The following is a 14,131-nucleotide window of genomic DNA, read 5'->3' as shown; positions in this document are numbered from 1 at the left end:
GCTAGTTTGGTCCTTTCAGAGTAAAAACCGCGCTCCAGCCCTCCAGCGTCTCGCCCGTGGCGAAGCCTTCGAGCCAAAGATGGTCGCTGCCCCACACATTGATGCCGTTGAAGGGCTCCGAGGATAAGTTTGCGACAAGCGACAATTCGGATTTATCGCCCAGGGTCCAGGTGACGCGGAGCGTGCGCTCACCAAGCAACTCGTAGCGGCCGCTATTGCCTTCCATGCCGGCAAGGCGCGGGATGATCTCCTTCTTGCGCAGCGCGATCAGGCGCCGGTAGAGCAGGAGGAAGCGGGCATGTTCGCCTTCCTCGCGGTCATCCCAATCGAGCTTGCAGGCCCGGAAGGTGTCTTCGGCCATGGGGTCGGGCGCCTTGCCTTGATCGCCGCGGCGCGGGAAGGTCTTCATTTCCTCATCACGGCCCTGGCGGATGGTGTCGGCCAGGTCCTCGCCGACATCGGAGAAAAAGGTGAAGGGCTGCTTGGCTGCCCATTCCTCGCCCATGAACAGCATGGGGATCTGCGGCGACAGGAGATAGATCGCGGCCCAGAGGCGGGCGCAGGATGGTGGCACCAGATGGCTCAGCCGCTCACCAAAAGGCCGGTTGCCGGCCTGATCATGGTTCTGCGCATAGGAGACGAAGGCCGTGGGCGGCAGGAAGGCGCTGGGTTCGCCTTTTTCGCGCCCCTCATGCTCCATGAACTCGCCCTGCCAGGCAAGGCCCTCGGCCAGGGCACGTCCGACCAGATCGAGGCGGTTCTCGAAATCGGCGTAGTACCAGAAGCTTTCGCCGGTGATGGCGTTGTGGAGGCTGTGGTGGATGTCGTCGCTCCACTGCCCGTCGTAGAGCCAGGGGGCGCCGTCGTCGCGGCGCTTGAGCCAGCCCGCCTGGTTGTCCGAGTTCTCGGCGATCAGGTGGATGAAGCGGCCATCGGTGGAGGCGCGGATCTGCTCGGCCAAGTCCTGCAGCATGTGGCGGGGGCCATAGTCACGGATCTCGTGGACGGCGTCGAAGCGGAGGCCATCGAAGCGGAATTCATTGAGCCAGTAGCGTGCATTGGCAAAGACGTAGTCGCGGATGGTCTCCGACCCTTCGGCGTCGAAATTGACAGCGGGGCCCCATGGCGTCTTGTGCTCGGTGTTCATCAGGGGCGTATAGACCTTGAGGAAATTCCCCTTGGGGCCGAAGTGATTGTAGACCACGTCAAGAAAGACGCTGAGGCCGCGGGCATGGGCCTCGTTGATCAGCGCCTTGAGGTCTTCGGGGCGGCCGTAGCTGGAGTCGGGTGAGAACAGATGGGCGCCGTCATAGCCCCAGTTCCAGCGGCCGGCGAAGTCGGCGACGGGCATGATCTCGATGGCGGTGATGCCGAGGTCGACCAGCGCGTCCAGCTTGCCGATGGCGCTGCGGAAGGTGCCTTCGGGTGTGAAGGTGCCAACGTGAAGCTCATAGATGATGGTTTCTTCCCAGGAGCGCCCACGCCAGCCGGCATCGGTCCAGGGGAAGCTGCGTGGATCGATGATCTCGCTGGGACCATCGAGGTCTTCGGGTTGGAAGCGGGAGGCGGGGTCGGGCACTTCCTGGCCGTTCTCGAGGACGAAGCGGTAGCGCATGCCGGGCAGTGCCTCTTCCACTTCCACCTCGTACCAACCGCGGGGGAGGGGCGTCATGGGGACAACGAGTTCAAGGTCGTAGATCTTGAGCGACACGGCTTCCGAGAGTGGGGCCCACAGCCGGAAGCGAACGCCCTTGGGCAAGATTTGAGTGCCAAATTTGGTTTCCTGCTCCCGCTGAAGAGCGGGTGCAATGGCGGACATTTCGTTCATGATTATACCTGGGTGTGGGCAGTCTAGGATAGACGAGCCCACGATCCGCTACGCCCTCATTTGTTAACAAGGCGGCGGATATGCTGTCCGCATTGCTGCGGACAGCCAGGCGTTGTTGCAGGTCGGGCAGTTAGAACAGGCTGTTCATTGTTTCAGGGAAGCTGCCGGTCTTGCCTTCCTTTGGATCGTCAAGCGCATCGATACGCTGGCGGTCTTCGTCGTCGAGCTGGAAGCCGAAGACGTCGATGTTCTGCTGGATGCGTTCGGCATGGGTGGACTTGGGGATCACGATCAGGCCCTGGTCCAGTTCCCAGCGCAGGATGACCTGCGAAACGCTCTTGCCGTGTTTTTTGGCGATCTCGCCGATGACCTTATCATCAAGGACGGCACCGCTGCCGAGCGGGCTGTAGCACTCGATGGCGATGTTGTGCTTGGCATGGTAGTCGCGCACATCGCGCTGCTGATACTTGGGGTGCAGCTCCAACTGGTTGACCACCGGCACAACGCCGGTAGCATCGACGATGCGATCAAGATATTCGGGAATGAAGTTCGAGACGCCGATGGAGCGGATGCGGCCCTGCTTCTGGAGTTCCACAAAGGCGCGCCAGGCGTCGACATATTTGTCCTGCTCCGGCACGGGCCAGTGGATCAGGAACATGTCGAGATAATCGAGGCCAAGTTTCTTGGCGCTGAGCTCGAAGGCCTTGATGGCTTCGTCATAGTCGTGGGCGCCGTTGCGCAGCTTGCTGGTGATAAACAACTGCTCACGCGGTACCCCAACGTCGCGGATGGCCTTGCCAACGCCTTCTTCGTTGTCATAGCCCTCGGCGGTGTCGATCAGCCGGTAGCCGGCCTTGATCGCTTCAACCACTGCGGGAGTCGCTTCTTCATCGGGCACCTGCCAGACGCCGAAGCCGAGCTGGGGAATGGTGTTGCCGTCGTTGAGGGTAATATCGGGAACGTTTGACATCGTTAAACTGCACCAATCGCGTTGGGTGCGGCTGCGCAGGAGGCGCAGCCGCAGGTGTGAAATCAGATCTGTTCGGCTTGGGCGCCGCCACGAGGACGGGCCGGAGGCAGAACGGGCTTTTGGCCCATGGGTTCACTGTTGACGACGCTGAACTCACCCTTGCCGTCGACCGACGGACCAGTGGACCAGCGGCCGGTTGGCGGTTCGCCGTTGAGGAGGTGGCTGAAGAAGGAATAGCTGAATTCCTGCTTTTCCTCGGCCTGAGGATGGCTGTTGGGAATGGGGAAGGCGCCGGTGGGGCCACCCAGTTCCTCGAGCGCTGCCATCCACTGGTTCTGGTGCATTGTATCGCGGGCGATCAGGAACTGAAGCATGTCCTTCATGCCCGGATCGGTGGTCATGTTGTAGAGGCGAACGGCTAGGACGCGGCCGGTGGACTCGGCGGCGATATTGGCGGTCATGTCGGCGGCGATATTGCCGCTGGCATAGACGTGGGACATGTCGAAGGGAACACCGTCGGAGTCCACGGGCATGGCGGACATGCCGGCAGACAGGAAGTTCTTGAGGTTGGTGCCCCCCAGCACCGAGCTGGCGATCGGATCGTCAGCGATTTCGTCCTTGAGGCCGACCGGCGCACCTTCGAGGTTGAGCGCCACAGCGGTGGCGAGCATCTCGATATGGCCAATTTCCTCGGTCGCCGTGTTGAGCAGCAGGTCGCGGAACTTGGGATTGCCGCGGGCACCCATGGCCTGGAAGAAATACTGCATGCAAACGCGGATTTCGCCTTCCACGCCGCCAATGGCCTGCTGAAGGGCACGAGCGAAAAGCGGGTCGGGCTTCTCGACGACGACCGGATACTGCAGTTTACCGTCTGAATAGAACATTTGGCTTTCCCAGTGAGTGGATAGTCCGGGAAAAGCGGGGGCGGGAGGATAACGTTCCTGCCGATCACCTACGTTAACGAATTATAGAAAGACCTTGGTGGAACCCCTTACAGGGTAAGACTAAACCGTTGAACCGTAGCGGTTTAATGCTGCCAGACGACCAAGCCGGCGGCGGTGGCCATCATGGCGCCGGCGGTCTTGTTGAGGCGGCCGAGGGCGCGCTCGCTCTTGAACATCTCGCGGGCGGCGGAGGCCAGCCAGGCATAGCCGCAGCCGATGATCAGGAGGACCACGACGACAATGAAGGTCAGCTCGGCAAAGGCGAGTGGGGTCATCTGGTCGAGCGGGATCACCGTGGGGAGGATGGCGAGGTAGAAGACGATGGTCTTGGGATTGCCCATGGTAAGCGAGAAACCGGCGAGGAAGGTCTTCCAGCTGCCTTCGTTCCGGGGCTTCATCTGCTCGGCGCCCGGGCGGGCGGTCCAGAACTTATAGGCGATATAAAGCAGATAGGCGGCGCCGGCCCAGCGTATCACGGTGAAGACCGGGCCGAAATAGGTGGCAACGGCGGCAAGGCCGAAAACCGCGAAGACGAAGTAGACCAGATCGCCAGCCAGGATGCCCAGAACCATTGGGAAGGCGCCCTTGAAGCCGCCGCCCAAAGCACGGGCGACAACCGCCGCCACGCCGGGGCCGGGCACGAGCACCGCAATGGCATAGGCAATGGTGAAGGTCAGAAGGGTAAAGGGTTCCATGGCGGGGTCTCCGATCCGGTGGCGGACACTATGCCAGCGTCCGGAGCTTGCCAAGATAGGGCCGTGCCGAAGCGCCGCCTTTGGGTGCGGTTATCAGGTAAGCGGCGATGGCGAGACCACGGTCTCGGAAGGGTAGAGTGTGAAGTGAGATCGCAGTCTCGCCATCACGCCGGATTTTTCACACATGCATCGAGCGGCCGCCCTTTTGGGGTTTTTGCACCAGTGGTCGGTAACGGAGCCTGGTCGGCGGCTCCCATCACCTCGACCAGAGCAGGCCGGTGGTCAGCATCCGTGCGGAAGCCTGGCGACCCAGGCTTCCCGGCAGTCGTTCCCGCTCATCACTCGTCATGATCGCGCTTTGGCGGGGCGATGGGGGGAGTATAAACGCGGAGGAGAGGGGCGGGGATAAGATTTTGGACGGGAGGTTTGATCGTGGGCCCCAGCCCCTCCCATCCTCCCCCTCGAGGGGGAGGGGCCGGGCGGTGGGTGTGGTGGGATCTTGCCCTACGTTCAGGGGAGGCGGACGAGGCGGTCGGTGAGCAGGGCGAAGAAGCCTTCGGCGTTGCCGTTGCGGAGGTAGTTGACATTCCGCACCTTGCCGGTGACGTGCCAGTAGTCGGTCACTGTCATACCGACTGTGAGTTCACTGCCGGTCTCGATGGTGACGTTGCAGTGGCGGCCTTCGAAGAGTTCGGGTTTCAGCAGATAGGCGATGACGGTCGGGTCGTGGAGCGGCGCGCCGGACCAGCCGTATTTCTGCAGGTCGAAACCCTCGGAGAAGGTCAGCATCTCGAACACGGCCTGGCCGGTGCGGTTGCCGATGCCCTTGATGGCGGCAAGGCGCTCGGGCGTGGACTGGATCTGATGCGTGACGTCGAGCGGCAGCATGGTGATCGGAACGCCGGAACGGAGAACCACGTCGGCGGCCTCGGGATCGACATAGATGTTGAACTCGGCGGCCGGGGTGATGTTGCCCACCTCAAAATAGGCACCGCCCATCATGACGATTTCCTGGATGCGTTCGGCGATGGCCGGCTGCTTGATCAGCGCCATAGCGATGTTGGTCAGCGGCCCGAGGGTGCAGAGGGTGATGGTGCCGGCGGGGGCGGCCATCAAGGTGTCGATGATGTAGTCGACCCCGTGCTGGTCCTGGAGGGGAATGGTCGGATTGGGCAGGTCGGGGCCGTTGAGACCGGTGTCGCCGTGCACGTGTTCGGCGGTCACCAGATGGCGTCGCAGGGGACGGGCGCATCCGGCATAGACCGGGATGTCGCGGCGGCCCGAAAGTTCGACCACCTTGCGGGCATTGTTGGCATTGTGATGCAGCCCGACATTGCCCGCGACGGCAACGACGCCCAGCACGTCCAACTCCTCCGGTGAGGCGAGGGCCAGAAGGATGGCCACGGCGTCGTCCTGGCCGGGATCGGTGTCGATGATAATCTTGCGAGACATGATGGAGCCCTGGTTCGAATCCGCGGGGAGATTAGCGTTGGATTTCAGCGCGGTCGACAGCCGGCACGGACAAGTTGGAGGGGAACGATCGACCCGAGGTGACGTTTCGAAGACGCGGGGGCGCAACCATGGATTTCCGATGGCACGTGCGCCACGTTCCCTGCCGGGACCGCGACCCCTGAACGCCCTGCAGTTCGAGCGCCTCCTTGCCAATGCAGCGCGCGTGGCGCTGGTGCTCGTGGGGTGCCTGGCGGCACTTTATACGTTGCGCGAAGGACAGGTGTTTCTGGCGCCGGTGACACTGGCGGTGGTCGTGGGACTGATGTTCGGTCCAGTGGCGGACCGGCTGGAGCATGTGGGCGTGCCGCCGGCGCTTTCGGCCGCCGCCGTGGTGCTGATGCTGATCGGGATCATCGCTGCAGGCATGGCGCTGTTTGCGGTGCCGCTGTCGGACTGGGTGGCACGGGCACCGGCGCTCTGGGAGAAGCTGCAGGCGCAGTTGGCGACCCTGCAGGGTCCGCTGGAAGCGGTCTCGGCCTTCCAGTCGCAAATTACCTCGATGTTCAGCGACGAGAGCGCCATGGCGGTCACCGTCGAGGATGGTAGCGAAATGATCGGCATGGCTATGCTGGCGCCGGCGATCCTGGCGCAGGTGCTGATCTTTCTCGCGAGCCTCTACTTCTTTCTGGCGACACGAAACCACATCCGGGTTTCCGTCCTGTCGCTGGTGGTGGGGCGCCGCCTGCGCTGGCGAACGGCGCATATCTTCCGAGACGTGGAAAGCCGGGTCAGCCGGTTTCTCCTTTCGATCACGGTGATCAATGCGGGTGTGGGCTGCGCCGTGGCGCTGGTGATGTGGCTGATCGGCATGCCCTCGCCGCTGCTCTGGGGTGCCATGGCCGCCGTGCTCAACTACATCCCCTATGTGGGGCAGGCGGTGATGTGGCTGGTGCTGCTCGCGGTGGGCCTGGGAACGCAGACGACGCTGCAGGAGATCCTGCTGCCTGTCGGATGCTATATCGCCATCAACTTCCTCGAAGGGCAGATCATCACGCCGCATTTCATTGGGCGGACGATGACGCTCAACCCATTCCTGATCTTCTTGTCGATCACCTTCTGGCTCTGGGCCTGGGGGCCAGTGGGGGGCCTGGTGGCAGTGCCCCTGCTGCTGATCCTCACCTCGGTGCTGGGGCATGCCTTGCCGAGCCGACCAATGCTGCCAAGGCGGCCGGTGCGCGGCACAGCCTATATGACGGCGCGGGAGGCGACGCTGGCCAATACGGCGCAGGCCATCCGCGAACAGTCTGAAGCCGAAGACGCACCCGGCGAGAAGCGCAGGGAGGAGCGGATGCGGCCGCCGGAGGGGACTGCACCCGATGGCATGGAAGCTGCCCGCTAGCGCCCCTTGACGGTGAGGGCGGCGCCGGAAAGAGTCCGAACTGGTTCATGGTTTGAGGATTCCCGGTGGCTGGTGAAGTGGTGGGGCATGCAGCGGACGCTGCGGCGCATGGTGTCGATCTGGTGCCGGTGGTGGCGCTGCTGGGAGCCGCCGTCATCGGCGTGCCCCTGTTCAAGCGGCTGGGATTGGGCTCGGTGCTCGGTTACCTGGCGGCGGGCCTGCTGCTCGGACCGTCGGGAATAGGGCTGATCACCAATCCGGAAGCCGTGCTCACCACGGCCGAGCTAGGCGTCGTGATGTTTCTCTTCATCGTGGGGCTCGAAATGGAGCCGGCCAAGCTCTGGGCGCTGCGCCGGCAAATCTTCGGCCTCGGCGTGATCCAGGTCGGCGCCTGCGGCGCGCTTCTGACGGGCACCGGCATACTGCTCGGCTTTGCGCCGGTCGTGGCGTTCATCTTCGGCATGGGTTTCGTCCTCACCTCGACGGCGATCGTGATGCAAATCCTGGCCGAGCGCGGACAGCTGGCCACCGATAGTGGGCAACGCATGGTGTCGATCCTCCTGCTGGAGGACCTTGCCATCGTGCCGCTGCTGGCGGTGGTGGCGATCCTCGCGCCCTCGTCGGGCGGCGACGTGGACCTGCTGACACGCGTGGTGTCGATCGCAGCGCCGATCGGAGCGGTGCTGGCACTGATCTTTGTGGGGCGAAGGGTGATGAACCCGTTCTTTGCGCTCCTCGCCTCGACCAAGCTGCGTGAGGTGATGACGGCGGCGGCCCTGCTGGTGGTGCTCGGCGCGGCTTTGCTGTTCCAGGCGAGTGGACTGTCGATGGCGATGGGGGCGTTCCTTGCGGGCGTGCTCCTATCGACCTCGACCTTCCGGCATCAGCTGGAGGCAGACGTCGAGCCGTTCCGTGGCATTCTCCTGGGGCTGTTCTTCCTGGCGGTAGGGATGTCGCTGGACCTGCGCATCGTGGGACAGAACTGGCAGGTGATCGCCCTCAGCGTCGTGGCCTATATGGTGGTCAAGGCGGTTGCGATCTACGTCATTGCCCGGCTCCTGCGGTCGTCGCATGCCGTGGCGCTGGAGCGTGCGGTGTTCATGGGGCAGGGCGGGGAATTCGCCTTCGTGCTCTATACAACAGCGGTGGCGGCGGGGATCATCGACGGGCCGACCAATGCCATCTTCACCGCCACGGTGATCGTTTCGATGGTGCTGACGCCGTTTTTGATCATCGGGCTGAAATACGTCATGCCCAAGCGGGCCGAACAGTCGATGGATGGCGTGGACGTGGCCGACGGGCTTTCGGGGCGTATCCTGATCATCGGCTTCGGCCGGTTCGGGCAGATCGCGTCGCAGCCGCTGCTGGCCATGCACCATTCGGTGTCGATCATCGACAACGACACGGACATGATCCGCGCCGCCGCGCAGATCGGCTTCAAGGTTTACTATGGCGACGGGACGCGGCTCGATATCCTGCATGCCGCCGGGGCCAGCACGGCCGACCTCATCCTGATCTGCACCGACGACAAGGTGCAAACGACGCGGATTGCGGAACTGGTGCGCGACGAGTTTCCGCTGACGCGCGTGCTGGCACGAGCCTATGACCGCTCGCATGCCATCGAGCTGATCCGCGCCGGGGCGGAGTTCCAGGTGCGCGAAGTGTTCGAGTCGGCGCTGGCCTTCGGAGGGGAGGCGGTTTCCATGCTGGGTGCCAGCGAAGAGGAAGCCGCCGAGGTGGTGGAAGGCGTGCGCGACCGCGACCGGCAGCGCTTCGAGCGGCAGCTGGCCGGCGAGGACTGGCGGAACCTGGGGACGCTGCTGATCAGCAATGCCGAGGAGCAGGCTCGCGAAAGCGGCGTCACCGTGCCCAAGGAGGCGGCCGCTGACGCCGCCGAAGACGCGGTTGAACAGAGCGGGCGGTCGGTGCAACCTGTTTAGCCCGTCCGTGGTTGGGGCTTTCGCCCCCCGGGATTAAGTGCCAGACTGGCGCTGAGGGGACTACATCGTAATGAAATCTGGACTGCGATATGCCGCAACAGCCCATCGTCTACGACGCCCCGACGCCAGAGCCTCGCGCCACCAGCGTTGAGGCCATTCAGGCTGAAATCCTGGAAAGGCTGATCTATTCGGTTGGCAAGGACCCCATCGTTGCCCGGCGGCACGACTGGCTGGCAGCCACGATCCTCGCCGTGCGCGATCGCGTCATGGACCGCTGGATGGAATCGTCGCGCGAGACGTGGCGGTCATCGGGGAAGCGAGTTTACTACCTCAGCCTTGAATTCCTGATCGGCCGGCTGATGCGCGACGCGATGAGCAATGTCGGGCTGATGGAGCCGGTGCGCGAGGCGCTCAAGAACCTCAATGTTGACCTCGGCGACCTGATCGACCTCGAGCCCGATGCGGCGCTGGGCAATGGGGGCTTGGGGCGGCTGGCGGCGTGTTTCCTTGAATCGATGTCGTCGGTGCAGATCCCGGCCTATGGCTATGGCATCCGCTATGTGCATGGCCTGTTCCGGCAGGAAATGAGCGAAGGCTGGCAGGTGGAACTGCCCGAGGACTGGCTGACGCACGGTAATCCCTGGGAATTCGAGCGGCGCGAGAGCGCCTATGAGATCGGCTTTGGCGGGCATGTCGAGCCGGTGACCGATCCGGACGGAACGACGCGGCAGGAATGGCGGCCCAACGACCACCTGCTGGCGGTGGCCTATGACACGCCGATCGTGGGCTGGCGCGGAGCCCGGGTGAATACGCTGCGCCTGTGGAGCGCGCAGCCGATCGACCCGATCCTGCTCGACAAGTTCAACTCGGGTGACCATATCGGCGCGCTCGAGGAAAGCGCCCGGGCGGGTGCCATCACGCGCGTGCTGTATCCGGCGGATTCGACGGCGGCGGGGCAGGAATTGCGGCTGCGCCAGGAGTTCTTTTTCTCGTCCGCGTCGCTGCAGGACATCGTGCGGCGGCATCTGCAGCAATATGGCAACCTCGCCTCGCTGCCGGACAAGGTGGCAATCCAGCTCAACGATACCCATCCGGCCATTTCCATTGCCGAGATGATGCGCATTCTCGTCGACAATAACGGGGTGGAATGGGCGGAGGCGTGGAAGCTGACCCGCGGCACGTTCGGCTACACCAACCACACGCTGCTGCCCGAGGCGCTCGAAAGCTGGCCGGTGTCGCTGATGGAGCGGCTGCTGCCGCGGCACATGCAGATCATCTACCAGATCAATGCCGATGTGCTGACCGATGCGCGCACGCGCGCCAAGTTCAACGACCAGCAGATCGCCAATGTGTCGCTGATCGACGAGAATGGCGGGCGAAGGGTGCGCATGGGCCAACTGGCCTTTGTGGGCTCGCACTCGATCAACGGGGTGTCGGCGCTCCATACCGAGTTGATGAAGCAGACGGTGTTTTCCGACCTGCACAAGCTTTATCCGGAGAGGATCAACAACAAGACCAACGGCATCACGCCGCGGCGCTGGCTGATGCAGTGCAATCCCGAGCTCACCAAGCTGATCAGCGACCGGATCGGGCCGGAGTTTCTCGACGACATCCGGCTGCTCAAGGGCTTGGATGCCCATGCCGACGACAAGAGCTTCCAAAAGCAGTTCGCGGCGGTCAAGCAGGGCAACAAGCAGCGGCTGGCCAAGCTGATTAAGGACCGGCTCGGCGTGACGGTTTCGCCGGACGCCATGTTCGACGTGCAGATCAAGCGCATCCACGAATACAAGCGGCAGTTACTCAATATTATCCAAGCCGTTGCGCTGTATGACGAAATTCGTGCGCATCCGGAACGGGATTACGTGCCGCGCGTTAAGATCTTCGCGGGCAAGGCGGCTCCAGGCTACTGGAACGCCAAGCTCGTCATCAAACTTATCAATGACGTTGCCAAGGTCATCAACCACGACCCCGCGGTACGTGGTTTGCTCAAGGTAGTGTTCTTGCCCAATTACAATGTGAGCCTGGCGGAAGTCATCGTGCCTGCGGCAGATCTGAGCGAACAGATTTCCACGGCGGGCATGGAGGCGTCTGGCACGGGTAACATGAAGTTCATGGCCAATGGCGCCATCACCATCGGCACGATGGACGGCGCCAATGTCGAGATGCACAAGGAAGTGGGCGCGGACAATATCGTGATCTTTGGCCTCACCACCGAAGAGGTCAACGAGAAGCGGGCGCGGGGCGAAGCGCCACGTGCGGCCATCGATGCATCGCCACGCCTCAAGGAAGCGCTGGAATCAATTGCCTCCGGCGTGTTCTCGCCGGACGATCCGCATCGTTACCGCGACCTGGTCGGCGGTCTTTATGACCACGACTGGTTCATGGTGGCGCGCGACTTCGATGCCTATGTCGCGGCGCAGGCCGAGGTGGATGCGATCTGGCGCGATCGTGCGCGCTGGAACGCCATGGCCATCCGCAACACGGCGCGCGTTCCGTTCTTTTCTTCGGACCGGACCATTACGCAATATGCCCAGGACATCTGGGGCGTGCGGACAGCGGCTGAGTAGGCGGCAAATGGTCGGGGGCGATCGGGCAAACAGCACTGTTGATCTGCATCGCCCCGGCAAAGGGTGGTGCGGCACTGGCGACGATTTCATATTCGAGGAGACGTGCCTGTGACCAAGGAAAACTGGCAAGCGGACTCGCGTGAGATCGAAGCGGTGGTCAATGGCCGCCATGGCAATGCCTTCGCCTTCCTCGGCCTGCATGAAGTGGCCGGGCAGTGGGTGCTGCGGGCCTTTATCCCCCATGCGGACACGGTGACGGCCTATGCGCTGGACGGCGCCGAGCTCGGCCACCTGATCCCGCGCCATGCGGCGGGGTTTTTTGAAGGCCGGGTGACCATTTCGGAGCGGCAGCCGGTGCGTTATCGCGCCAAGAATGCCGGCGGGGAATGGGACGTCTATGATCCCTATTCCTTTGGACCGGTGCTCGGCCCGATGGACGACTACTATATCGGTGAGGGCAGCCACCTGCGCCTGTTCGACAAGCTCGGCGCGCACGAGATGGAGTTCGAGGGGATCCACGGCACGCACTTTGCCGTCTGGGCGCCCAATGCCCGGCGCGTCAGCGTGGTGGGACCGTTCAACGACTGGGATGGGCGTCGGCACCCGATGCGCAATCGGCTGGAGACCGGCATCTGGGAGGTGTTCATCCCGGTGCTGGGGACGGGCACGCTCTACAAGTACGAGATCGTCGGGCCGGATGGTACAATCCAGCCGCTCAAGGCCGACCCGTTTGCGCGGCAGGCGGAGATGCGGCCAAAGACGGCGTCCGTGGTGCCGGACCCGACGGCCTTCAGCTGGACGGACGAGAAGTATCTCGAGGAGCGAGCAAGGCGCGATTGGCGCCGCACGCCGATGTCGATCTATGAGGTGCATCTAGGCAGCTGGCGGCGCCGCGCCGATGGCGGGTTCCTGAGCTATGACCAGCTGGCCGAGCAGCTGGTGCCCTATGCGGCCGACATGGGCTATACCCATATCGAGCTCCTGCCGATTACCGAACATCCCTATGATCCGAGCTGGGGCTACCAGCCGACCGGGCTCTATGCGCCGACGGCGCGCTTTGGTGATCCGGCGGGGTTTGCGCGCTTCGTCAACGCGGCGCATGAGGCGGGGCTGGGGGTGATCCTCGACTGGGTGCCGGCGCACTTCCCGACCGACGCGCATGGCCTCGCCAACTTCGATGGCACGGCGCTTTATGAGCATGCCGATCCGCGACAGGGTTTTCACCCCGACTGGAATACCGCGATCTACAATTTCGGGCGCAAGGAAGTGGTGAGCTTCCTTGTGAACAACGCCCTCTACTGGCTTGAAAAATTCCACATCGATGGACTGCGCGTGGATGCCGTAGCGTCGATGCTCTACCTCGACTATTCGCGGCAGCAGGGGCAGTGGGTGCCCAACAAGTTCGGGGGCAACCAGAACCTTGAAGCCGTGGAATTCCTCAAGCGGGTGAACTCGGAAGCCTATCGGCTACATCCCGGTACGTTCATGATCGCCGAAGAATCCACGTCCTGGCCGGGCGTCAGTGCGCCGGCGCATGCGGGCGGGTTGGGCTTCGGCTTCAAGTGGAACATGGGGTTCATGAACGACACCCTGCGCTACATGAGCCGGGAGCCTGTGCACCGCAAGCATCACCACAACGACATGACCTTTGGCGCGGTCTACGCCTTCAGCGAGAACTTCGTGCTGCCGCTGAGCCACGATGAAGTGGTGCATGGCAAGGGATCGCTGCTGGAAAAGATGCCCGGCGATGACTGGCAGCAATTTGCCAACCTGCGCGCCTATTACGGTTTCATGTGGGGATTCCCGGGCAAGAAGCTCCTGTTCATGGGACAGGAATTTGCGCAGCGCGAGGAATGGGCCGAGGCCAAGTCGCTGGACTGGTACCTGCTGGACGCCGGCATGCACGAGGGCATCCGCCGCCTGGTGGCAGACCTCAATCTCGCCTATCGCGAACTGCCGGCGCTGCATGAGCGCGACAACGAGCCGGAGGGCTTTGAATGGGTGATCGGTAACGACCACGCCAATTCGGTGTTCGCCTGGCTGCGCAAGGCGCCGGGAAGCGATCCGATCCTCGTGGTCTCCAATTTCACGCCAGTGCCACGCAGCGGGTACAAGATCCCCATGCCTATCGCCGGCAAATGGGTGGAACGCATCAATACCGACGCCGGTTGGTATTCAGGCTCCAACACGGGCAATCAAGGCGCGGTTGAAGCCTACGCAGTTGAAGGTCGACACTGGCCGGCAGAGGCAGAAATCTACCTGCCGCCGTTGTCGACCGTGTTTTTCAAATATGAGCCGGCGTGAGCCGGCGGGGTGCATCAGTCCCGGTTTAACGG

The 14,131-nt window shown here is 63.1% G+C and carries 9 protein-coding genes; 4 read left to right on the top strand and 5 right to left on the bottom strand.

Translation table 11 applies throughout. The annotated features are described in order from the left end of the window. Position 1: 1 nt before the first annotated feature. From treZ to VIL88_RS01035, 5 genes are all read right to left on the bottom strand, one after another. Positions 2 to 1,828: a malto-oligosyltrehalose trehalohydrolase gene (treZ, locus tag VIL88_RS01055; protein WP_331985032.1), complete on the bottom strand. Its 1,827-nt coding sequence runs from the start codon at positions 1,826 to 1,828 to the stop codon at positions 2 to 4. A 130-nt stretch (positions 1,829 to 1,958) separates the two neighbouring features. Next, entirely contained in the window at positions 1,959 to 2,798 is an 840-nt protein-coding gene (locus VIL88_RS01050; RefSeq protein WP_331985030.1) for an aldo/keto reductase, read from the bottom strand. Between the two features lie 62 nt (positions 2,799 to 2,860). After that, the gene (locus VIL88_RS01045; protein ID WP_331985028.1) at positions 2,861 to 3,682 is read right to left on the bottom strand and encodes a manganese catalase family protein; all 822 of its coding nucleotides are present in this window, start codon (positions 3,680 to 3,682) and stop codon (positions 2,861 to 2,863) included. A gap of 143 nt (positions 3,683 to 3,825) precedes the next feature. After that, positions 3,826 to 4,437 (bottom strand): LysE family translocator, encoded by a 612-nt coding sequence (locus VIL88_RS01040; protein ID WP_331985026.1) that lies wholly within the window; start codon positions 4,435 to 4,437, stop codon positions 3,826 to 3,828. A gap of 510 nt (positions 4,438 to 4,947) precedes the next feature. Next, a complete protein-coding gene (locus VIL88_RS01035; RefSeq protein ID WP_331985024.1) occupies positions 4,948 to 5,889 on the bottom strand; it encodes a nucleoside hydrolase in 942 nt (313 codons plus the stop codon). A gap of 139 nt (positions 5,890 to 6,028) precedes the next feature. Between VIL88_RS01035 and VIL88_RS01030 the strand changes: the two genes are divergently transcribed. From VIL88_RS01030 to glgB, 4 genes are all read left to right on the top strand, one after another. Further along, positions 6,029 to 7,288 (top strand): AI-2E family transporter, encoded by a 1,260-nt coding sequence (locus tag VIL88_RS01030; protein ID WP_331985022.1) that lies wholly within the window; start codon positions 6,029 to 6,031, stop codon positions 7,286 to 7,288. Between the two features lie 65 nt (positions 7,289 to 7,353). Further along, complete coding sequence (locus VIL88_RS01025; protein ID WP_331985020.1) at positions 7,354 to 9,228, top strand: monovalent cation:proton antiporter-2 (CPA2) family protein; 1,875 nt, start codon at positions 7,354 to 7,356, stop codon at positions 9,226 to 9,228. Between the two features lie 89 nt (positions 9,229 to 9,317). Next, positions 9,318 to 11,795 (top strand): glycogen/starch/alpha-glucan phosphorylase, encoded by a 2,478-nt coding sequence (locus VIL88_RS01020; RefSeq protein WP_331985019.1) that lies wholly within the window; start codon positions 9,318 to 9,320, stop codon positions 11,793 to 11,795. A 108-nt stretch (positions 11,796 to 11,903) separates the two neighbouring features. After that, the gene (glgB, locus tag VIL88_RS01015; protein WP_331985017.1) at positions 11,904 to 14,099 is read left to right on the top strand and encodes a 1,4-alpha-glucan branching protein GlgB; all 2,196 of its coding nucleotides are present in this window, start codon (positions 11,904 to 11,906) and stop codon (positions 14,097 to 14,099) included. The last annotated feature ends 32 nt before the right edge of the window (positions 14,100 to 14,131 follow it).

The sequence above is a fragment of the Devosia sp. genome (genome assembly GCF_036563435.1).
Lineage (GTDB): Bacteria > Pseudomonadota > Alphaproteobacteria > Rhizobiales > Devosiaceae > Devosia.
Note: the sequence above shows the minus strand (reverse complement) of the source record. Positions and strands in the feature narration are given on the sequence as shown.